At 67.8% G+C, this 22,041-nt stretch carries 17 protein-coding genes; 7 read left to right on the top strand and 10 right to left on the bottom strand.

Going from position 1 to position 22,041, the window contains the following annotated elements; genetic code table 11:
- Positions 1-39 precede the first annotated feature (39 nt).
- Positions 40-2,619: an ATP-dependent chaperone ClpB gene (gene clpB / locus H7F49_RS10935; protein ID WP_185683639.1), complete on the top strand. Its 2,580-nt coding sequence runs from the start codon at positions 40-42 to the stop codon at positions 2,617-2,619.
- A 119-nt stretch (positions 2,620-2,738) separates the two neighbouring features.
- On the opposite strand, the gene H7F49_RS10930 is transcribed toward clpB, so the two are convergent.
- Positions 2,739-6,005 carry a TonB-dependent receptor domain-containing protein gene (locus H7F49_RS10930; protein WP_235982092.1) on the bottom strand — a complete coding sequence of 1,089 codons (3,267 nt, stop codon included), beginning with the start codon at positions 6,003-6,005 and terminating at the stop codon, positions 2,739-2,741.
- A gap of 628 nt (positions 6,006-6,633) precedes the next feature.
- Between H7F49_RS10930 and H7F49_RS10925 the strand changes: the two genes are divergently transcribed.
- The 3 genes from H7F49_RS10925 to H7F49_RS10915 all read left to right on the top strand — a co-directional run bounded on the left by H7F49_RS10925 (position 6,634) and on the right by H7F49_RS10915 (position 8,905).
- Complete coding sequence (locus H7F49_RS10925; protein ID WP_185683638.1) at positions 6,634-7,302, top strand: TetR family transcriptional regulator; 669 nt, start codon at positions 6,634-6,636, stop codon at positions 7,300-7,302.
- Between the two features lie 26 nt (positions 7,303-7,328).
- Positions 7,329-8,216 carry an S-methyl-5'-thioadenosine phosphorylase gene (gene mtnP / locus H7F49_RS10920; protein ID WP_185683637.1) on the top strand — a complete coding sequence of 296 codons (888 nt, stop codon included), beginning with the start codon at positions 7,329-7,331 and terminating at the stop codon, positions 8,214-8,216.
- Between the two features lie 227 nt (positions 8,217-8,443).
- Positions 8,444-8,905 carry a MarR family winged helix-turn-helix transcriptional regulator gene (locus H7F49_RS10915; RefSeq protein ID WP_185683636.1) on the top strand — a complete coding sequence of 154 codons (462 nt, stop codon included), beginning with the start codon at positions 8,444-8,446 and terminating at the stop codon, positions 8,903-8,905.
- A gap of 47 nt (positions 8,906-8,952) precedes the next feature.
- On the opposite strand, the gene H7F49_RS10910 is transcribed toward H7F49_RS10915, so the two are convergent.
- The 7 genes from H7F49_RS10910 to H7F49_RS10880 all read right to left on the bottom strand — a co-directional run bounded on the left by H7F49_RS10910 (position 8,953) and on the right by H7F49_RS10880 (position 16,253).
- Positions 8,953-9,954, bottom strand: coding sequence for a type II secretion system F family protein (locus H7F49_RS10910; RefSeq protein WP_185683635.1), 1,002 nt, complete (start codon positions 9,952-9,954; stop codon positions 8,953-8,955).
- Between the two features lie 19 nt (positions 9,955-9,973).
- Positions 9,974-10,945: a type II secretion system F family protein gene (locus H7F49_RS10905; RefSeq protein ID WP_185683634.1), complete on the bottom strand. Its 972-nt coding sequence runs from the start codon at positions 10,943-10,945 to the stop codon at positions 9,974-9,976.
- Positions 10,946-10,983: 38 nt separating this feature from the next.
- The gene (locus H7F49_RS10900) at positions 10,984-12,252 is read right to left on the bottom strand and encodes a pilus assembly protein CpaE (RefSeq protein WP_185683633.1); all 1,269 of its coding nucleotides are present in this window, start codon (positions 12,250-12,252) and stop codon (positions 10,984-10,986) included.
- A 3-nt stretch (positions 12,253-12,255) separates the two neighbouring features.
- Complete coding sequence (locus tag H7F49_RS10895; RefSeq protein ID WP_185683632.1) at positions 12,256-12,897, bottom strand: CpaD family pilus assembly protein; 642 nt, start codon at positions 12,895-12,897, stop codon at positions 12,256-12,258.
- 14 nt (positions 12,898-12,911) lie between these two features.
- A complete protein-coding gene (locus tag H7F49_RS10890) occupies positions 12,912-14,555 on the bottom strand; it encodes a type II and III secretion system protein family protein (protein WP_185683631.1) in 1,644 nt (547 codons plus the stop codon).
- 100 nt (positions 14,556-14,655) lie between these two features.
- Complete coding sequence (gene cpaB / locus H7F49_RS10885; RefSeq protein WP_185683630.1) at positions 14,656-15,693, bottom strand: Flp pilus assembly protein CpaB; 1,038 nt, start codon at positions 15,691-15,693, stop codon at positions 14,656-14,658.
- A gap of 71 nt (positions 15,694-15,764) precedes the next feature.
- Positions 15,765-16,253: an A24 family peptidase gene (locus H7F49_RS10880; RefSeq protein ID WP_185683629.1), complete on the bottom strand. Its 489-nt coding sequence runs from the start codon at positions 16,251-16,253 to the stop codon at positions 15,765-15,767.
- Between the two features lie 161 nt (positions 16,254-16,414).
- On the opposite strand from H7F49_RS10880, the gene H7F49_RS10875 reads away from it, so the two are divergent.
- The 3 genes from H7F49_RS10875 (at position 16,415) to H7F49_RS10865 (ending at position 18,999) form a co-directional block, all read left to right on the top strand.
- Entirely contained in the window at positions 16,415-17,368 is a 954-nt protein-coding gene (locus H7F49_RS10875) for an alpha/beta hydrolase (protein WP_328806674.1), read from the top strand.
- 8 nt (positions 17,369-17,376) lie between these two features.
- Positions 17,377-18,462, top strand: coding sequence for an NAD(P)/FAD-dependent oxidoreductase (locus H7F49_RS10870; RefSeq protein ID WP_185683628.1), 1,086 nt, complete (start codon positions 17,377-17,379; stop codon positions 18,460-18,462).
- A gap of 141 nt (positions 18,463-18,603) precedes the next feature.
- Positions 18,604-18,999 carry a PilZ domain-containing protein gene (locus tag H7F49_RS10865; protein WP_185683627.1) on the top strand — a complete coding sequence of 132 codons (396 nt, stop codon included), beginning with the start codon at positions 18,604-18,606 and terminating at the stop codon, positions 18,997-18,999.
- A 50-nt stretch (positions 19,000-19,049) separates the two neighbouring features.
- On the opposite strand, the gene lpdA is transcribed toward H7F49_RS10865, so the two are convergent.
- Positions 19,050-20,456: a dihydrolipoyl dehydrogenase gene (gene lpdA, locus H7F49_RS10860; RefSeq protein WP_185683626.1), complete on the bottom strand. Its 1,407-nt coding sequence runs from the start codon at positions 20,454-20,456 to the stop codon at positions 19,050-19,052.
- Positions 20,457-20,711: 255 nt separating this feature from the next.
- Positions 20,712-21,959: a 2-oxoglutarate dehydrogenase complex dihydrolipoyllysine-residue succinyltransferase gene (gene odhB, locus H7F49_RS10855; RefSeq protein WP_185683625.1), complete on the bottom strand. Its 1,248-nt coding sequence runs from the start codon at positions 21,957-21,959 to the stop codon at positions 20,712-20,714.
- Positions 21,960-22,041 lie beyond the last annotated feature (82 nt).

Raw genomic sequence — 22,041 nt, 5'->3', positions numbered from 1 at the left:
CAACACTACCTTCGCGGGGTACAGGAGGTGCATTCACCCATGAATCTCGAAAAGTTCACCGATCGCGCCAAGGGGTTCCTGCAGGCCGCGCAGACCGTCGCCATTCGGCTCAGCCATCAGCGGATCACGCCCGAGCACGTGCTGAAGGCGCTGCTCGACGATGATCAGGGCATGGCCGCCGGGCTGATCCAGCGGGCCGGGGGGAACCCGGGGATTGTGGTCCAGGCGCTCGATGCGGCGCTGGGCAAGGTGCCTGCGGTGTCGGGCTCGGGGGCGCAGCAGACCCCGGGGCTCGACAACGATGCGGTCCGCGTGCTCGACCAGGCCGAGCAGATCGCGGCGAAGTCCGGCGATAGCTATGTCACGGTGGAACGCCTGCTGGTCGCGCTGACGCTGGCCACCACCACGGCGGCGGGGCAGGCGCTGAAGGCGGGCAATGTCACCGCCCAGGCGCTGGAAGCCGCGATCACCGAGCTGCGCGGCGGGCGCACGGCGGATTCCGCCTCGGCCGAGGAAAGCTATGACGCGCTCAAGAAGTACGCCCGCGACCTGACCCAGGCGGCGCGCGACGGCAAGCTCGATCCCGTGATCGGCCGCGACGAGGAAATCCGCCGCACCGTGCAGATCCTGGCCCGGCGGACCAAGAACAACCCGGCGCTGATCGGCGAGCCGGGCGTGGGCAAGACCGCGATCGCGGAAGGGCTGGCGCTGCGCATCGCCAATGGCGATGTGCCCGACAGTCTGAAGCACCGCAAGCTGATGGCGCTCGACATGGGCAGCCTGATCGCGGGGGCCAAGTATCGCGGCGAGTTCGAGGAGCGGCTCAAGGCCGTGCTCGACGAGGTGAAGGGCGCCGAGGGCGACATCATCCTGTTCATCGACGAGATGCACACCCTGATCGGCGCGGGCAAGTCCGAGGGCGCGATGGATGCGGGCAACCTGCTCAAGCCCGCGCTGGCCCGGGGCGAGCTGCACTGCATCGGCGCGACCACGCTGGACGAGTACCAGAAGTACGTCGAGAAGGACCCCGCCCTGCAGCGCCGGTTCCAGCCGGTCTTCGTGGGCGAGCCGACCGTCGAGGACACGATCTCGATCCTGCGCGGGCTGAAGGACCGTTACGAGCTGCACCACGGGGTGCGGATCACCGATGGTGCGATCGTGGCCGCGGCGACGCTGAGCAACCGCTACATCGCCGACCGCTTCCTGCCCGACAAGGCGATCGACCTGATGGACGAGGCCGCCAGCCGCATCCGCATGGAGGTGGAAAGCAAGCCCGAGGAGATCGAGAAGCTCGACCGCCGGATCATCCAGCTCAAGATCGAGGAAATGGCGCTCGGCAAGGAGAGCGATCAGGCCAGCAAGGACCGGCTTGAGGCGCTGCGGGCCGAGCTGGCCAACCTGGAGCAGCAGTCGGCCGAGCTGACCACCCGCTGGCAGGGCGAGCGCGACAAGATCGCCGCCGAGGGCAAGCTCAAGGAAGCGCTCGACGCCGCGCGGGTCGAGCTGGAACAGGCGCAGCGCCAGGGCGACTATGCCAAGGCGGGCGAGCTGTCCTACGGCCGTATCCCCGATCTGGAGCGCCAGCTCGCCGAGGCCCAGGGGGCGACCACCAATGCCCTGCTGCGCGAGGAGGTGACCGCCGACGACATCGCCGGAGTGGTCAGCCGCTGGACCGGCGTGCCGGTCGACCGGATGCTGGAAGGTGAGCGCGAGAAGCTGCTCCGCATGGAAGAGGTGCTGGGCCAGCGGGTGATCGGCCAGCGCGATGCCGTGGTGGCCGTCAGCAAGGCGGTGCGCCGGGCGCGGGCGGGCTTGCAGGACCCGAACCGGCCGCTGGGCTCGTTCCTGTTCCTCGGCCCGACGGGCGTGGGCAAGACCGAGCTGACCAAGGCCCTGGCGACCTTCCTGTTCGACGATGACAACGCGATGGTGCGGATCGACATGTCGGAGTTCATGGAGAAGCATTCGGTCAGCCGCCTGATCGGCGCGCCTCCGGGCTATGTTGGTTATGATGAGGGTGGTGTTCTAACCGAAGCGGTTCGTCGGCGCCCCTATCAGGTGGTCCTGTTCGACGAGGTCGAGAAGGCCCATGCCGACGTGTTCAACGTGCTGCTGCAGGTGCTCGACGACGGGCGGCTGACGGACGGGCAGGGCCGGCAGGTGGACTTCACCAACACCCTGATCATCCTGACCAGCAACCTCGGCAGCCAGTACCTCGCCGGGCTCGAGGAAGGGCAGGATGTCTCGGCGGTCGAGCCGCAGGTGATGGACGTGGTGCGGGCGCACTTCCGGCCGGAATTCCTCAACCGCCTGGACGAGATCATCCTGTTCCACCGTCTGGGGCAGGAACACATGGCGCCGATCGTCGATCTGCAGGTGGCGCGGGTGCAGAAGCTGCTCAAGGATCGCAAGATCGTGCTCGACCTGACCGAAAGCGCGCGCAAGTGGCTGGGGCGGGTCGGCTACGATCCGGTCTATGGCGCGCGGCCGCTGAAGCGGGCGGTGCAGCGCTATCTGCAGGATCCGCTGGCGGAAAGGCTGCTGGCGGGGGAGATCCCCGATGGCAGCACGGTCAAGATCGACGAGGGCGATGGTTCCCTGGCCATGGCCGTGGAGTGAGCCGGGGCGGGGGGCGGGCGCGGCCCGTTCGGGCTGAGCCGCGCGCCCTCGTCCCCGCGGACGAAACGAAAAGGGCCCCGGTCTCCCGGGGCCCTTTCCTGTTTCGCAGAGCCGCCGCGTCAGATCTTGGCGCGGAAACCGGCGTAGAAGTTGCGCCCGCGCACGGCGTAGATCGCGCTGCCAGAGCCGGTCGCCGTGGTCCCCAGCGGGGGCAGCTTGTTGCTCAGGTTGTCGACGCCGAAGTACAGGTTGAAGTCGCGGCCCGACTCCGGAGTGCGGATGTTCCACTCGATCCGGGCGTTGTGATAGAACACTCCCGGATAGCGCTTCGGATCGACCGCGTCGGCATTGAGCGGCGGACACACGGTGGTCGTGCCGCTCACGGTGCACGCTGACGGCAGCGGGTTGAACGCCTCGTAGGTCGAGGTGAACATCGAGCCGATGTAGCGCAGCGTGTAGCCGAAGCTCACCGGGCCAACGCTGAGGTTGGTGTCCCAGCGCCATTCGTCCTGCGGATCGCCGAGTTCCGACATGATCCGGTTTTCGAAGTTCGGCAGGGTCGGGTTCTCGAAGTTGCTGTTGGTCAGCTGGTGCGTGTAGATCAGCTTCGTGGTCAGGTTGACCTTGTCCGACAGCGCGCGGCGATAGCTGGCCTCGAAGTCGATGCCTTCGCGGATGCGCTTGGCGAAGTTCTGCGGACCCGCGACCAGGCTGTTGAACAGGATCTGGCCCGACAGCTCGCCCAGCGGCCCCGCAGTCGAGCCGGTGTTGCGCTTGAACACGCTGCAGAGCGGGCTCGACAGGTTGGCCGAGTCATAGCACGAGTTGACGATCGTCTGGGCCGACAGCGTGACGATCGTGTTCTTGACCTTGATCTTGTAATAGTCGGCCGCGAACGAGAACCCGGGGATGAATTCCGGCGTGAACACGACGCCCAGGGTTAGCGAGTCCGAGGTTTCCTGCTGCAGGTTGGCGTTGCTGCCCGAGATGATCCCGATCGAGTAGCCGGCCGGGGGCAGGTTGGCGATCTGGGCGGCGCTCAGCACCGAATTGCAGTTGGTCGAACGGATCGCGTTGTTGCCGATCGCATTGGTGTTGCAGGGATCGATGAACCCGTTGGCGAAGTTCGGGACGTTGGGGAACAGGCTTTCCGAGGCGTTGGGCGCGCGGATGGCGCGGCCGACGTTGGCGCGGAAGCGCAGGCCCTTGAACGGTGCGTATTCGCCGCCGTAGTTGTAGGTGTAGACCGTTCCGACCGCCGTGTTGTAGTTCGACACGCGGCCCGACGCGCCCAGCGTTAGTTCGCGGATCATCGGCAGATCGGCCAGCAGCGGCACCCGGATTTCGGCGTAGCCTTCCTTCACGATCATCGCCCGGGGGCTGACGTCACCCAGGAAGACCGAGTTCGAGATGCCGTTGTCGGCCGCGGGATCGCTGTCGTTGGCGGCGCGTTCGGCGCGGTACTCCCCACCCACCGCGAAGCTGATCGGTCCGCCGGGCAGCTTGAAGAAGCCGCTGGTGTCGCCCGAGACGAAGCCCGACACGTCGAACTGGTCCATCCATGCGCGGTTGATGATGTTCTGCTTGAAATAGGCCACCGCGGCGCGGTTGTCGGTCGATCCGAACGGGTTGTAGGGCACGCAGGCCGCGATGTCGGCGGCCAGGGTGGCGGCGGAGTCGGTGTAGGCGGACAGGCCGCGGGCCGAGGCCGGATCGAACTTCGCACGGCATTCGATCGCGCCGGTCAGCGGGTTACGGCCCGCATCGAGCGACAGCAGGAAGCGCTGGCGGTTGACGAAGCCGCGCATGTCGGCGGTCTCGTTGAACTTGCCGTAGTTCACCGAAAGCTCGTAGCGCCAGTCGTCGTTGAACTGGCCGCGCAGACCGGCGACGATGCGGAAGGTGTCGCGGGTGAAGCGCTCGTCGCGGTCTTCCGAATCGGTCAGGGTCCGGGCGAACAGGAAGCGGTAGCTGCCATCGGCGATGGCGGTGCGTTCGGCGGCGGTCAGCGCGCGGCAGGTCACCGTGCCCAGGGCCGTGCCCAGCGCATAGCCGCAGCCCGACGCCAGAATGCCGTTGGTGATCGTGGTGCGGGCGGCGGCGTTGAGGAACGGGTTGTCGAGCCGCGGATCGATGCGGTTGTCGTTGCCGAGCGAACCGGTCGAGTTGTTGAGGAACGTCGGCCCGAGCTGGTTGCCGACCGCCTTCACGCGGACGTACTTGGCCTCGATGAAGGCTTCCACCGCCGGGCTGAATTCGAACCGGGCGAGCAGGTTGCCGCTGTAGCGCTCATTGAAGGGCAGGATCGAGAGCAGCGTGCCCTCACGACCGGTCTGGCCGTTGCCGCCGAGCATGGTGCCCCCCGGCCCGGTGCCGACGCGCGTCCCGGTCTGCGGCACCAGCGTGCCATCCGCGTTGAAGATGAAGTTGCAGTGATAGGCCGTGCCGAGGTTGTTGGCCGGGCCGTTGTTGGCCAGCGTTCCGCGGCCGCAACCCGCCGCGGCCGAGTTCGGCTGCGGGATCGCCACCAGGCCGAAGCGGTGCGTGGTCGAGCTGCGGATGTCCTCGAGGTAGATCGAGTCGGCGAAACCGTCGGTCGCGTTCGGCGTGTCGGGACTGTCGGCGTCCACCGTCACCAGGCCATTGGCCTGACGATACCACGGAATGTCCGAAGCGTAGACGCGCTGCTGGCGCGAGTACTCGCCCTGCAGGATCACGTTGCCACGGCCGTCGGCGAAGTTCTTGCCGACCATGCCCGAGACGTACTGGTTCCCGCCGAAGCCCTTCTGGGCCACGCCCGCGTTGCCGCGGATCTGGATGCCGTCGAAGTTGCGGCGCAGCACGAAGTTGACCACGCCCGCGATCGCGTCCGAGCCGTAGACCGCCGAATTGCCGCCGGTGACGATGTCGACGCGCTCGATCAGGTCGGTGGCGATCGTGTTGACGTCGGGCGAAACCGCGTTGTTGAGGATGTCGGCGCCGACATGGCGGCGGCCGTTGACCAGCACCAGGGTGCGGACGGTTCCCAGGCCGCGCAGGTCGAGCAGGTTGAGGCCGGCGATGCCGACGCCCGCGCCTGGGTTCTGCTGGGCAAAGGTGCTGCGCAGTTGGGGCAGGTCGTTCAGCGTGTCACCGATGCTGGTCTGGCCCTGCTTGATGAACTCCTCGCGGTCGACCGTCGCAATCGGAATGGCCGAGCGCAGGTTGGGGCGGACGATGCGCGAGCCGGTGACGATGATGTCGGCAATGCGATCGTCCTCGGTCGCCTTGGTCGGCGTGGCCGGCGCGGGCGCGGCTTCCTGGGCCATGGCCGTAGCGGCCAGGGTCGGAGCAATCAGTCCCGCTGTTGCGCAGGCCCAGAGGAGAGTGGTGCGACGCAGTTTCATCAAGTGCCCCCTTGATTGAAGTTGTTGTTTTAAAAACAAAAAATCTCAGGGAGCGACAGGAAAAATCACGCACGCGCAATCTTCTGAGCAACCCCAAAGACCGGTTGGCTAACCGTTCGTTCATCTGCCAGCAAGGTTCCCCTTAGGGATTCGTGAATGATTCATGTCGGATTTATGACGGCGTGTTTTTTTGGTAACAGTTGATACCGCATGCCCATCCAGGCTGGTTGATGGCAGCCAAGTGTCGAATTTTTCGACGGAAAATTGGCAAGGTAACCGATTGCATGGGCCGCTCTGGCGCAAGCAACCCGGGCGGGGCAGGTTATCGGCGACGCCATCGCGACCAAGTCATGGCGTTCCTGCCGTCGTCACCACGGGCGCCAAATCCGCTCCCATGGGCTCCCCAGAAGATGCCCTCATTCGTGTTGTCGTTTTTGGTCATGCGCCACCGTCAGCGCGCCACGGCCGCGGCGCACCGCCTCACGTCGCTTCATGAAGCGAATTAAGTATCTGGTTTTACAAGAAACATAGACGCTCAGCCGGGGTGGCGGTTCCACCTCCCGAGCCAATTTCGCGCTCTGGTCGAGGGTGGGCTGACCTCCGGCCCGGACTGGGCTAAGGAGCGCCCATGTCATTCGAGAGCACCGACCGAGCCGATCGCCTGCCGGAGGCTGAGGGCAGCCCCGCCAGCGGGGTCGACGCGCGCACCCAGTTGCTCGATACGGCCAGCGCGATCATGCGCCGCGGTGACATCGACGATGTCTCGCTGTCCGAACTGTCGCGGCGGTCGGGGCTGAACTCCGCGCTGGTCAAATACTACTTCGGCAACAAGGCCGGGCTGCTGCGGGCGCTGATCGATCGCGAATGGTCGGTGCGCGTCCAGGCGATGGAGGTGCTGCTGGCGCGGGACTACGATCCCGAGACCAAGCTGCGCATCCACATGGCCCAGGTGGTCGAGAACTTCTTTCGCACGCCCTACACGCACCGGCTGCTGCTGCGCCTGATCCGCGACAGCGTTCCGGCCGAGGCGCAGCGGCTGGCCGATAGCTACCTCAAGCCGATGTTCGCCGCTTACGAGGCGCTGATCGGGCAGGGGGTGGCGGCCGGGGTGTTCCGGCCGGTCGATCCGCAGCTGTTCTACTTCACTGTGATCGGCGCGGCGGACCGGTTCTTCACCGCCCAACTGGTGCTGCGCTACTGCTCGGCCACCAACGTGCTCGACGAGGCGCTGCGCGACCGCTACCGCGCCCACCTCGACGAATTCGTCGTCGCCGGCATCCTGGTGCCGCGCGGCTGAGGCGGCCGGGGCAAGGGGGAACCACCATGGCGCAGGGCTGGCACATCGGAGTGATCGGCGGGTCGGGACTGGCCGACGGGATCGGGCTGGAGGACGCGCAGGACATCACCGTGCGATCGCCCTTCGGCGAGCCGTCGGGACCGGTCACCACCGGCCGCATCGGCGCGGTGCGCTTCAGCTTCGTGGCGCGCCACGGGGCCGGGCACCGGATCCCGCCCTCGGCGGTCAACTACCGCGCCAACATCGACGTGCTGAAGCGCTGCGGGGTGACCGACCTGCTCTCGCTGAGCGCCATCGGTTCGCTGCGCGAGGAGCTGGCGCCGGGGCACATGATCACGATCGACCAACTGATCGACCGCACCGAGGGGCGGGCGCGATCGTTCTTCGGTCCCGGTCTGGTCGCCCATGTCAGCCTGGCCGATCCGGTCTGCCCGCGGCTGGCCGGGCTGGTGGGGGAGGCCGCCCGGGCCGCGGGGGCCACGGTCCATCCGCGCGGATGCTACATCGCCATCGAGGGGCCACAGTTCTCCACCCGCGCCGAAAGCGCCATGTATCGCGCCTGGGGTGCCGACGTGATCGGCATGACGGCCATGCCCGAGGCGCGCCTCGCCCGCGAGGCCGAACTGCCCTATGCCCTGCTCGGCATGGTCACCGACTACGACGCCTGGCGCGAGAGCGAGGCCGGGGTCGAGGCGGCCGAGGTCTTCGCGGTGATGAAGGCCAATGCCGATCGCGCCCGCGCCGCGGTCCGCCAGCTTGCCGCCCTCCTGCCGGCCGACCGGGTGGCCAGTCCGATCGATCGCGCGCTCGACCATGCCCTTGCGACCGCCCCTTCGGCACAGGATCCGGCGCTGGTCGCGCGGCTTGACGCGGTGGCCGGCCGGGTCCTGCGGGGAACCCGCTCAGCGGGCTGATTTGTAATAATATTACGAATTTGCGGCGGAACGAGTGATCTTGCGGCTCATTCGTGCCCGTTGCCGTTGAAAAATTATCTATCCTGAGGCAAAGGAATTCCCGGGCCGTGGTCGTGCGATGATGCCTGCCGGTGCTTGCATTCGTCGCGCGACTTGGGCAGCGCGGGGCTGGGGCCGGGTATCCCGACAGCCCCACCTGACGATGGAACGAACCCGCGGAGCCGATCATGCCGACCCGCCATTCTCGCCTGGCCAACTTCCTGCCCTATCTGCTGGCGATCACCGCTGAATCGGTGAGCGACGTCTGCGCCGAGGTGTACCGTGAGCGGTTCGATCTCCGTCTGCCGGAGTGGCGCGTGCTCGCCGTGCTCGGCGACGCCGGGGCGCTGACCCAGCGTGACCTGGCGCGTTCGACCGGCATGGACAAGGTGGCGGTCAACCGGGCGTGCAAGGCGCTGGAGGATCGCGGGCTGGTGCGGCGCAGCCCCAATGACCGCGATGGGCGGTCCCACCACCTCGAACTGAGCGAGCAGGGCCTGGCCATCCATCGCGAAATGATGCCGACGGCCTTCGCGATCGAGCGCCGGGTCTTTGCCGATCTCAGCGAGACCGAGCGCCTGCAACTGCGCCACCTGCTGGCCCGGGTGCGCACCACCGTGGAATGGATGGACAGCCCTCAGGCGGCCTGACCCGCCCGGTCAGGCCGCCCCTGGCTATTGGCCCCTACTTCGGGCCCTTACTTCTGCGCGGCGAAGGCGTCGGCGATCGAGCAGCCGGCCGGACCCAGGATCACGATGAACAGCACCGGCAGGATGAACAGGATCAGCGGCACGGTCATGATCGCCGGCAGCCGCGCGGCCTTTTCTTCGGCCCGCATCATGCGTTCGTTGCGGAATTCGGCCGACAGCACGCGCAGCGCCGAGGCCAGCGGGGTGCCGTAGCGCTCGGTCTGGATCATGGTCGTCACCACCCCGCGCACCGCCTCCAGGTTGATCCGGTAGGACAGGTTCTCGAAGGCCTGGCGCCGCTCGGTGAGGAACGACAGCTCGATCGCGGTCAGGGTGAACTCGTCGCCCAGTTCGGGGAAGGCGCGGCCCAGTTCCTTGGCCACGCGCGAAAACGAGGCGTCGACGGTGAGACCGGCTTCGGCGCAGATCACCATCAGGTCGAGCGCGTCGGGCAGGCCCTTGCGGATCGCATCGGTGCGCTTCTTGGCGATGTTGTCGATGTACAGCTCGGGCGCCTTGTAGCCCCCGATCACGCCGCCCGCGAACAGGCCGAAGCGCTTGATGCTGCTCCAGTCGGGGAAGGCATCGGTCCAGTAGACCAGTGTCGCGGCGATCAGGCCCAGGACGATCGGCAGGACCATGCGGCCGAAGATCACGGCAACCGCATATTCCTTCTTGCGAATGCCGGCGAAGGCCAGCTTGCGCTGGATATCGCTGATCTGGCTGTCCTGCAGCACCTTGAGCTTGGACAGCATCGACTGCAGGCTGTCGGTGGTCTGGTTCTTGCGGACCAGGCTCTGCCGCCGCCGGGCCGGGCCGACGATGATCCCGGCCTTGAGCTGTTCGCGCCGCTCGTTCAGCGCCTTGACCCGCTTGGCCATCGGATCGCGCACGGTCAGCGCGGCGTAGATCGCCAGGACGACCGCCAGTGCGGCGACGACCGCGAGCAGCGTGCCGACCCAGACCACGTCGACGCCCATCAGGGTGGGATGAGGTGCATCGGAGTTCATAACCTGCGCCTTTCCCGCCTCAGATCTCGAAACTGACCATCTTGGTCATGACGAACGCGCCGATCGACATCCAGACCAGCCCGAATCCGCCGGCCACCATCAGTCGTTCGTCGATGAAGAACTTGTGGGCGTAGTCCGGGTTGAGCATCCAGATCAGGCCGAACACCGCGAACGGCAGGACGCCGACGATATAGGCCGAGGCCTTCGATTCCGAGCTCATCGCCCGGATCTTCAGCTTCATCTGGGCGCGCTTGCGCAGCACGTCAGCCAGGTTCGACAGCGTTTCGGCGAGGTTGCCGCCGGTCTCGCGCTGGATCGCCAGGGTGATGCAGAAGAACTGGAACTCGGGCGTGCCCAGCCGGTTGGCGGTATCCTGGAGCGCGTCCTCCATGGTCTTGCCGATCTTGATCCGTTCGGACACGAGCTTGAATTCCTCGCCGACGGGCCCCGGCACCTCGCTCGAGACGATGCCCAGCGTTTCGGTCACCGGCAGGCCGGACCGCAGGCCGCGGACCAGCAGTTCGATCGCGTCGGGAAAGCGGTTGTTGAAGTTGCCGACCCGCTTCTTGACGAAGTGGCCGACAACCATGTGCGGCAGGCCCAGGCCGATCACCAGTCCGACGCCCAGCGAGATGAGCGGCACGCCGGATTTCATGAACACCAGAAACGCAATGAAGGCCGACAGGCCGAGCGAAAAGGTCATGTACTGCTGGACGGTCCAATCCATCCCGGTGCGGTGGAGCCGTAGCGCCAGCGCCTCGGAACGCGATGCCGAGCCGGCCACCCGCTGGGGCGGCGGGCGACGCGCCGCGACCGCCTTCTTGAGCTGGGCCTCGACCCGGTCGACCTCGTTGTCGGAATGCCGGAACCGGACCGCCTGCAACCGTCGCGTGCTGGCCTTGGCCGTGTTGGGTCCGGCGAAGGCGGCCGCCGCCATCCCGAACACCAGCAGGACGCCGACGCCGATGATGATCATGGAGGACAGGTTCATCGTCAGGTCACCGCCTCAACGCGATCCGGCGGCCGGGCTCATGCCGGCGCCTTGTCTTTCTTGGCGAGCAGGCTCTTGAGGTCGAACTTGCCGAGCAGCGACTTCTTGGCCTTGCCATCCCCGTTCTCCGCCGCGTCGGTCACCCCGACGATGGCCTGGGCGATCTCGCGGATCACCGCGCTGCCCTTGGCGGTGCGGTTCGCCTCGGCGAAGGTCTGGCCCAGCTTGGCGGCATTGGTCGCCGCCTTGACGTCGTAGGGGATCGAATAGCTGACCTTGCGCTCGATCGAGGCCTCGAAATCGGCCTTGCTGATTTCCTGGCTGGCCGGCTGCACCTTGTTGGCGACCACGAAGGTCTGGCAATGCGAGGCATTGGCCTTCAGCCACGACAGGATGCGGATGGCGTCGCGGGCCGAAGCCAGCGTGTATTCGGTCGCCAGGACCACGCAGTTCACGTCCGCCAGCAGATGCGGGAAGTTGATCAGCATGTTGCGGGGCATGTCGATCACGGTCATCTCGAACACCTGGCGGAATTCCTCCTCCAGTTGCACGAAGCCCGAACCGTCGGTCATCAGCGGGGTGTTGATCGGCGCTTCGGCCGACAGGATCGCGAGATTGTCGTTGGCCCGGATCATCGCGCGTTCGATGAACAGGCCGTCGATGCGGCTGGGGTTCTCGATCGCATCGGTCAGGCCGCGACCCGGTTCGAGATCGAGCGTCAGCGCGCCGGTTCCGAAATGCACGTCCAGATCGAGCAGCGCGGTCGGCAGCTTGTGCTCGGTCGAGAAGGCCCAGCCGAGCGAGGTGGCCAGCATCGATGCCCCCACGCCGCCGCGGGTGCCGACGATCGCGGTCGAGATGTGCCGCTTGGCGCCGGCGCCGTCCTGGTGCCGCGGTGCGGTGAACACCGCCTGGGCCTGGGCCAGGGCATCGCGCACCTGGTTGGCGGTCAGCGGCTTGAGCAGGTAGTCCTGGATGCCGCTGGCGATCAGGTCGCGATAGAGCCTCACGTCGTTGACCTGGCCGATCGCGATCACCACCGTGCCGGGTTCGCAAACCTCGGCCAGGGCGTTGATGTCGTTCAGCGGATCGCCGCTTTCCGACAGGTCGACCATCAGGATGTTGGGGCTGGCGGTGATCGACAGCGACTGGACCGCGTTGCGCAGCCCGCCCTTGTGGCACTTTTCCGGCTGCCAACCGAGTTCGACCACCAGCGGGCGCAGCACGTCGAGCGCCGCATCGTCGCAGATGAAGGCCGCGAAGGGATCGCGGCTGCCGGGCGTATTGGCTTTCCAGGGAGCGTTCATGGCTCAGTTGCCCTTGGTGGAAGTTGTGGTCACTTCTCCGGCCCTGGCCGGACGCTCGCGGAACACGTCGATCGCCTTGACCGCGCGGTTGATATCGCCGCCGGCCTGGCCCTGGACGCCCTTGGTCAGGTCCGCCGGATCGGCCATCATCGCCGCCAGGTTGCTGTTGACCGCACAGCCGAAGTTGCGGCTGGTAGCATTGGCGATGTTGGTGTCCGAATTGTTGTTCCAGTTGGGGCAATTGGGAACGCTGGCGGTCGAACGGACCACCACGACCCGGGCCGTGCCGGCGTTGACGTAGCCCTGGGTCATCGGGGCGCCTTCGCCGACCAGCATGCCATAACGCGCCGCCACGGCCTCGATCGCCGCACGGGTGCCGCCGCTGGCCAGCGGATCGTCGATGTAGACCTTGTCGCCATACCGCAGGCCCATGGCATCGAACCACCCGGCCAGGCGGCGCTGCTCGGGCAGCGACAGGCCACCGGGGCCGGTGTTCAGATCGAACACGTAATTGGTCTTCTCCACCACCGGCTGGTTGATGCTCTCCAGCGAGCGGTTGGTGGGCATCCCGCCGCAGCCGGCGAGCAGGCCGGCAAGCGACAGCGCGAGAAGGGCAGGAGCCTGCTTGAGCATCGTCGTGCGCATGGTCGGGTCCTCTCTCACTTCAGGCTGAAGCCGGGCTGGACCGCGCTTTCGCCGCCCTTGTCCCGCTTGCGGTTGTCATTGCTGCCCGCGCTGGCCAGGGCCGGTGCGGCATCGCGGCCGGCCGGCTCGTCCGCCGCGCCGATCGAGGGCCGCGGCGCCTTGCCGGCGGGGACCGCCGACTGGCCCGGCGGGGCTTCGCTGGGCATCGGCCGTTTGGCCCCGGTGACGCCGTCGCTCTGCATGTTGCCCAGGATGCGCTGCAGTTCGTTGGCGGCCTGATAGCCATCGGTCGGCAGCTTGATGGCCGAGGAATCGACTGGCTTGACCAGATAGGGGGTGACCACGATCACCAGTTCGGATTCGCCGCGTTCGAAGCGGGTCGAGCGGAACAGCGAGCCCAGGATCGGGATATCGCCCGCGCCCGGCATCTTCGTGATGGTGTTCTTGGTCGAGTTCTTGAGCAGTCCGGCGATCATGAAGCTCTGGCCCGAGCCGAGCTCGATGGTGGTTTCCGCACGCCGCACCGTCAGGGCGGGCACGGTGAAGCCGTTCAGCGAGACCGCGCCGTCGGTCGACAGTTCCGAGACCTCGGGCCGCACCCTCAGCGAGATCCGGCCGCTGGCCATCACCGTGGGGGTGTAGCTCAGGCTGACACCGTACCGCTTGAATTCGACCTGGGTCGTGCCGAGGCCCTGGCTGCTGAGCACCGGAAACTCGCCGCCGGCCAGGAAGTCTGCGGTCTCGCCGGAAATCGCGGTCAGGTTGGGCTGGGCCAGGGTGGTGACCAGACCCACGGTCTCGCCCGCGTCGAGCGTGCCCAGGATGTCGAGCCCGAACAGGTTGCCCAGGCCGCCCAGGGTGGTGACGCCGTTCAGCGGCGTGATGACGCTGCCCGGGCGCTGCACCCAACCTTGCGGGTTGGTGGCGGTGATCGCGTTGAAATCGCGGGTCCAGCCCTGAACCTGGTTGCCCATGCCGAGCGGCAGGTTGGGGTCGGTGGTGATGAACGAGCTTGCGCTGCGGCCCTGGCTGATGCCGAACTTGACCCCGCCGGTGCCGTCGATCGTGGTCAGGTTGGCGCCCAGCGACTTGACCAGCGACCGGGCCACTTCGGCGATGCGCACCTGCAGGTTGACCTGCAGCGGCGTGGCCGTGCGCAACCGGGTGATCACGTTGGTGGTCTTGCCCATGAAGGCCTGGACCAGCCGCTGCGCTTCCGAGGCATCCTCGGGCGAGGCGATGGTGCCGGTCAGGAGGACCGTGTCCGAGGCGAACGTGGAAACGGCGATCTGCGCATCGGGCATGGCGACGCGCAACATCTGGTCGACCGTGTCGATGTTCGACCCCACCCGCACCGTGGTCGAGAAGATCACCGCGCCGCTGGCGTCACTGGCATAGATCGTGGTCACGCCGGCGGCCTTGGCCATGACGTAGAGCTGGTTGGTCGACTTGATCTGGATGTCGGCGACCTTGTCGTCGGCGACGAACACGTCGGTCATCTTGCCGGGCACGTTGATCAGTTGGCCACGCCCGATCGACAGGACCATTTCCTGCTTCGGCTTGGTGACGACCTGCGCAGCTGCCGGGGCGGGCGCGGCGGCCAGGGGCAGCAGCACCGCCAGGGCGGGCAACAGCGAAGAGCGGAGACGCAGTGTCATCGGATTACCCTTTGCGGCGACAGGCCGGGGAACGGTGAGCCGGCGAAGCGCCGACGAGCGCGGCTTTGCGGAGCGCGACTGTTCTGGGCGCAGCATCGGATCAGTTCCTCGCCTGTTCGACGGTGGTGGTCTGGCCCCGGGTGACGCGCACGGTCGGGCCGCTGGGGGTCGGCGGACCGGACGGGGGCAACAGCGGGCTCATGCTGGGTCGCGGTGTGCCGCCGCTGGCCGGCCCGGGCTTCATCATCGCCTTGGTCGAGAAGCGCGAGACGTCGCCGCCGGTCTGGTACGTGGTGTTGCTGTCGATCGGCCGGTTCAGCGCGGCGGTGAGCAGCCGGTTTTCCTCCTCGCGGCTGGCACCGGGGGGCAGCTTGACCTGGCCGCTGGCGACGGCGCGCTCCAGTTCGGACTGGTTGTCGGCGATCGAGCGCAGCGACAGGCTGAGCGTGCCGAGCTTGTCGGCGACGGCGATCTTTTCGGCCAGCTTGGGGCTGACTTCCAGAGTGACCGTGCCGAAGGTCTTGACCACGGTCTTGCCATCGACCTGTTCCGTGTCGGTCGACTGGTCAGTGGCCAGGACGCGCAGGTTGCGGATGATCGTTTCGGCCACGTTGAGCGTGGGCAGGGTCTTGTTGTCGCCCGAGTTGTTGATCGGGGTGACCGTCTGGGTCAGGACCAGGTCGACGTGGTCGCCCGGGAAGACGAAGCCGGCCACGCCGGTACGCGCCGACACGGTGATCGTCACCGCGCGCATGCCGGGGCCCAGCGCCGCGGCGAGGAAGCCGCGGTCGCCCGGACGGACCAGAGCGCCCTGGGTGAGCGGCTGGCCGGCGGTGATCGGAAAGCGCACCACCGTGCCGAGCAGCTTGTTGGTATCGACCTTGCCTTCGACGAAGTAGGCGTCCTTGACCATTTCCTGGGGCCAGGCCTGGAACTTCAGCGCATCCTGGGTGATGATCGTGCCGGTGGGGAGAGCGCGCTGCGCCACCATCACCTTGGGTCCCTGCGGCGCGACCGGGACGATCGCCTGGGCCACCGGGGTGGGCGCTCCGCCGCTCAGCATGCTCCGGGCAGCGAGGGCCGTGCCGATCGCAATGACCAGCGCCCCCATCAGCAACATGAGCTTCCGCTTGTCCATGGCTCGTTCAGCCCCCTTGGCAATTGACCGCGATAACGGCCGTAAATTCGGTGAAATTGGTTAAGATCGGGTCAACCGGCGGATAGGGCCTGCAAGGCGGGCAGCGACTTGCCGAACATGGTCAGCAAACCGGCCGCGCAGATCGCCACGCCATAGGGAATCGCGATCCGTCCGGATTGGCGCCGGGCGACGTGCCAGGCCCCGAACACGATCGTCAGCAGGCCGCCGAGAACGGACATCACCAGCACCAGCCAGAGGAAGTGATCGGGGCGGATCCAGAGCGCCAGCGCGGCGAGCAGCTTCACGTCGCCGCCACCCATCACGCGCAGCGCGAAGAGTCCGGCCAGGACGACGAAGGCGGCCAGTCCGAGCCCCGCCTGGATCGCCATGCCGGGCCACAGGCTCAGCCCGCTGGCCCACCAGAACGCGGGGGCAGCCAGGGCAATGCCGGCGTTGAGCCAGTTGTCGATCTGCCGGCGGCGCAGGTCGGTGAAGGCGGCCGTCAGCAGCCCGATTGCCAAGGCTGCCAGCAGTCCATAAGTAACGATTTCGCTGCGCAAGAGACGGTTCCCGCTATGCCCATTAAGCCTGGATGCGGGTGTGCCACGAAGCACTTACCAAATGGTAACCACGCGGTTGCGCGCTGAGCTAGGGGTTGGGCCGGGATAACGATGGTAAGGACCGCGGGCGTGAGCAGGGCAGGCAGCAGGGTAGGGCGGGCGTGAGCGAAACCGGGTTCGACCGGCGCGCCATGCCCCGGCATTGTCAGGAACAGGTCTGGACGGCGGCCGATGGCTGGCCGATCCGCCGGGTCGACTGGCCGGTGCCCGCCGCGCCGCGCGGATCGATCCTGTTCGCGCCGGGGCGGGGCGATTGCCTGGAGAAGTATCTCGAGACGCTGGAGGGCTGGTGGGCCCGGGGCTGGGCGGTCACCGCGATCGATTGGCGCGGCCAGGCCCTGTCCGGGCGGCTCGGTCGCGATGCGACCAGCGGCCATGTCGAGGATTTCGCGATCTGGGTCGACGATCTCGCCGCATTCTGGCGCCAGTGGGCCGCCACCCGGCCGGGGCCGCGGGTGCTGGCGGCCCATTCGATGGGCGGCCACATCGCGCTGCGCAGCCTGGCCGAGGGGCGGGTGGATCCGGATGCTCTGGTCCTGTCCGCGCCGATGCTGGGCTTCCTGCCCGACTGGATGCCGCGCTGGGCCTTCCGGCTGGCAGCGGCGATCATGTGCACGATCGGCGATCCGCTCCGCCCGGCCTGGAAAGGCAACGAAAAGCCGCAGGCCGGCCGGCTCGAACGGGCCCACCTGCTGACACACGACGGCGCGCGCTATGCCGACGAGCTGGCCTGGCGCGAACAGCGGCCCGAACTGGCGATGGGCCCGGCCACCTGGGGCTGGCTGCGCGCCGCCGTGGCCTCGACCCAGCGGATCGACCGGGCCGAGGTGCTCGGCCGGGTGACCACGCCGGTGTTCCTCGCCGCGACACGGGCCGATGCCCTGGTCTCGCCCGCGGCGATCCTGCGCGCGGCGCGGTGGCTGCCGCAGGCCGAACTGCTCGCCTTCGGGCCCGAGGCCCGTCACGAGCTGCTGCGCGAGATCGATCCGATCCGCGACCGACTGCTTCAGGCGATCGACGATTTCCTTGACCGCGTGGCACCCGCCCGGAACTGACGACAGCCATGGGTGAGCGATTCGATCTGGCCGTGGTGGGCGCGGGCATGGCCGGCGCCAGCCTCGCCGCGCAGCTGGTGGCGGGCGGTGGCCGGGTGGTCCTGCTCGAGGCCGAGGAATCCCCCGGTTACCACGCCACCGGGCGCTCGGCCGCCTTCTGGACCGAAAGCTATGGCGGCCCGGCGGTCCAGCCGCTGACCACTGCGTCCGGTCCCGCCCTGCACGAGGGGGGCTACCTGACGCCGCGCGGCGCGCTGACCCTGGCCCGCGCCGGGCAGGAGGCCGCGCTCGACCGGTTCGCCCGCAGCTTCACCGCGCTCGGCGTCCGGGTCGAGCCGCTCGACCGCGCGGCGATCGTTGCACGGGTGCCCGGGCTGAGAGCCGATTGGGTGGCCGGCGCGCTCGAACCGGACTGCTGCGACATCGACGTCGCCGCGTTGCACCAGGACAGCCTCGCCCGGGCCCGGCGGGGCGGGGCCGAGCTGTGGACCTCGGCCCGCCTGATCGCGGCGGAGCGGCAGGGCGCGGACTGGGCGCTGACCCTGGCCGACGGGCGGGAGCTGCGTGCCGGACTGCTGGTCAACGCCGCCGGAGCCTGGGCCGACGGCATTGCCAGCCTGGCCGGGGTCCGCCCGATCGGCCTGCAGCCCTACCGTCGCACGGTCGCGCAGTTGCGGGTCAGCCCGGCGGTCCCCGCGAACCTGCCGCTGGTGCTCGACCTGGACGAGCGGTTCTACTTCAAGCCGCAGGGCGAGCGGCTGTGGCTCAGTCCGCACGACGAGACCCCCAGTCCGCCCTGCGACGCGGCGCCGGAGGAGGTCGACGTGGCCCTGGCGATCGATCGGCTGGAGGGCGTGGTCGACTGGACGGTCGAGCGGGTCGAGCATCGCTGGGCCGGACTGCGTTCCTTCGCGCCCGATCGCCTGCCGGTCTATGGCTTTGCGCCCGATCAGCCCGGCTTCTTCTGGTTTGCCGGGCAGGGCGGCTTCGGCATCCAGACCGCGCCGGCGGCAGCGGCGCTGGGCGCGGCTCTGCTCGGGCACGGCATCAGCCCGGTCGATCCGGCGCCCTTCGCTCCCACCCGCCTGGGCTGATCCCGTGCTCGGGCAGAGCCGCCCGGCTCGGGGCAAGCCCGGAGATCGCGGCACCGAGGTGTTTACCCTGCCGCTTAGCCCCCGCTTCAGCCGGCCGTGGCATGGTTCGGCCGGGAACACACGCAAGCGAACGGAGACACGATGGCCAAGGCCGGAACGGGGCAGGGTCTGCTGGTCAGCGAAGCGGGGAACCGGCAGCAGAGCCGGCTCAGCGTCCTCGTGCCCGTCATCGTCACGACGGCCGAGGGGACACGGCGCGGCACGCTGGAGGATCTCTCGTTGCGGGGCGCCCGGCTGATCGGCTCGACCGGGCTTGGCCTGGATCAGCAGGTCGTGCTGCAATGGCACCGCTTCCACGCCCTGGGCAAGGTCCGCTGGATCGAGGACGATGTCTGCGGCGTGGGCTTTTTCCGGTCCCTGCCGGTGCGCGACCTGCTCGAGACCCGCGAACTGCCCCCACACGTCGAGGCCGAACTTGACCGCGACGTGGTCCGGCGGACCGCCGATGCCTTCGTTCAGGGGCGGGTGAAGCTCTAGAGCCTGGCCGGCAGGGGTGACCGGCCGGCCTATGGATCAGATGTTGCGGATCAGATGTGGATCGGCTTGCCGGTCACCGCCATGGCCGCTTCCTTGATCGCCTCGCTGTGCGTCGGATGGGCGTGGCAGGTGTAGGCGATGTCCTCGCTGGTCGCGCCGAATTCCATCGCCTGGGCGGCCTGGGCGATCATCGTCCCCGCCACCGAGGCGATGCACCACACGCCCAGCACCTTGTCGGTCTGGGCATCGGCGATCACCTTCACGAAGCCGTCGGGCTGGTGATTGGTCTTCGCGCGGCTGTTGGCCAGCATCGGGAACTTGCCGACCTTGATCTCGCCCCCGGTTTCCTTGGCCTTTTCGCGGGCCTGTTCCTCGGTCAGCCCGACGCCGGCGAATTCGGGCATGGTGTAGACCACGCCCGGGATCACGTCGTGGTTCACGATGCCGGTCAGCCCGGCGATGTTCTCGGCCACGGCGATGCCTTCGTCCTCGGCCTTGTGCGCCAGCATCGGACCGGGGATCACGTCGCCGATCGCCCAGACGCTGGGAACCTTGGTGGCGAAATCGTGGTCGGTCTCGATCTGGCCGCGGGCATTGACCGCAAGGCCGATTGCGTCGAGGCCGAGGCCTTCGGTGTTGGGCCGGCGGCCGATCGCCACCAGCACCACATCGGCCTCCAGCGTCTCGCCCGCACCGCCGGCGGCGGGTTCCACCGCCACGGTGGCCTTGCCGCCCTTGACGGTCACACCGGTGACCTTGGTCGCCAGCTTCAGGGTCATGCCCTGCTTCTTGAAGATCTTGGCGGCTTCCTTGCGCACGTCGCCGTCCATGCCGGGGAGCAGCTGGTCGAGGTATTCGACCACGGTCACCTGCGCACCCAGCCGGCCCCAGACCGAGCCGAGCTCCAGCCCGATCACGCCGCCGCCGATCACCACCATCTTGCCCGGAACCTTGTCCAGTTCCAGCGCGCCGGTGCTGTCGACCACCACCTTCTGGTCCACGGTCACGCCCGGCAGCGGGGTGACCGACGATCCGGTGGCGATGACCACGTTCTTCGCGGTGACGGTGCGGTCGCCCACCTTGACGCTGTGCGCGTCCTGGAAGGTGGCGCGGCCCTTGATCCAGTCGACCTTGTTCTTCTTGAACAGGAACTCGATCCCGCCGGTCAGCTGCTTGACCGAATCCCGGCGCTGGCCATGCATCGCCTCGAGATCGAGCTCGGGAGTGACCTTCACCCCCAGCTTCGCCATCTCGCCCGAGGCGGCGGCGTAGAAGTACTCCGAGGCGTGGAGCATGGCCTTCGACGGGATGCACCCGACGTTCAGGCAGGTGCCGCCCAGCGTCTCGCGGCTTTCCGCGCAGGCGGTCTTCAGCCCGAGCTGCGCCGCGCGGATCGCCGCGACATAGCCGCCGGGGCCGGCACCGATCACCAGAACGTCGTAGTCGTATTCAGCCATTTGGGCCTCCGTTCCGCGAGGGCTTCGACAAGCTCAGCCTGAGCGGACCTTGGTTTGGTCAGGTCTTGCATCACGCACGGGCTTCGACAGGCTCGGCCCGAGCGGGTCTTGGTTCAACATGTCATCTGTCGCGCGTGGCCTTCGACAGGCTCAGGCCGAGCGGACCTTGGTATTTGGGGTTAGGTACAACATCCGCTCATCCTGAGCTCATCCTGAGCCAGTCGAAGGACGAAGGATGCTGCGCCAACCTTTCCCTTACAGATCGATCAGCAACCGCGTCGGGTTCTCGATCGCTTCCTTGATGGTCTTCAGTGCCGTGACCGCCTCGCGTCCGTCAATCAGACGGTGGTCGTACGACAAGGCGATATACATCATCGGCCGGATCACGATCTGCCCGTCGCGGACCACCGGGCGGTCCTCGATGCGGTGCAGGCCGAGCACGGCCGACTGCGGGGGGTTGATGATCGGGGTGGACATCAGCCCGCCGAACACGCCGCCGTTGGAGATGGTGAAGGTGCCGCCCTTCATGTCCTCCATGGTCAGCGTGCCTTCGCGCGCCTTCTTGCCATAGGCGACGATCGCCTTTTCGATCCCGGCGAAGGACAGCTTGTCGCAATCGCGCACCACCGGCACGACCAGCCCGTTCGGGGCCGAGACCGCGATCGAGATGTCGACATAGTCGAAGTAGACAATCTCATCGCCCTGGATCTGGGCGTTGACCGCGGGGATGTCCTTGAGCGCGAGCACCGCGGCCTTGGCGAAGAAGCTCATGAAGCCCAGCTTGACGCCGTGCTTCTTCTCGAAGGCATCCTTGTACGCATCGCGCGCGGCCATCACGGCCGACATGTCGACATCGTTGAAGGTGGTAAGGAGAGCAGCGGTCTCCTGCGCCGACTTCAGCCGCTTGGCCACGGTCTGGCGCAGGCGGGTCATCTTGACGCGCTCCTCGTTGCGACCGCCTGCGGCGGGGGCAGCCGGAGCGGCGGCAGGGGCCGAGGCCGCCGGGGCCGGGCTTGCGGCCTTGGCCTGAGCCGCGGCGATCACGTCTTCCTTGGTCAGGCGGCCGTCCTTGCCGGTGCCCTTCACCGAGGCCGGATCGATCCCGTATTCCAGCACCGCGCGGCGCACGGCCGGAGACAGCGCGACCGGATCGCCGCTCTCGGCCGGAGCGGCCGCCGGAGCAGCGGCGACCGGAGCCGGGGCCGGGGCGGGCGCGCTGGCTGGGGCCGGGGGAGCCGCAGCAGCAGGGGCGGCTGCGCCCGCGGCGCCTTCCTCGATCAGGGCCAGCAAGGCGCCGACCGAGACGTTGTCACCCACCTGGAACAACTGCTGGCCCATGGTGCCGGCAGCCGGGGCGTTGACCTCGATCGCGACCTTGTCGGTCTCGAGGCTGGCGATCGGCTCGTCGAGCTTGACCGGCTCGCCGGGCTGCTTGAGCCACTGGCCGATCGTCGCTTCGGTCACGGATTCGCCCAGCACGGGCACCTTCACTTCAGTCGCCATCTTCAACGTTCCCATGTCTGTCGCGCCCGTCTGGGCCGAGCCTGCCTAAGCCCCCGCGCATCACCCTTGGACAGGCTCAGGG

It is taken from the genome of Novosphingobium aerophilum (genome assembly GCF_014230305.1).
Taxonomy (GTDB): domain Bacteria; phylum Pseudomonadota; class Alphaproteobacteria; order Sphingomonadales; family Sphingomonadaceae; genus Novosphingobium; species Novosphingobium aerophilum.
This window is presented reverse-complemented; position numbering and strand designations above follow the sequence as displayed.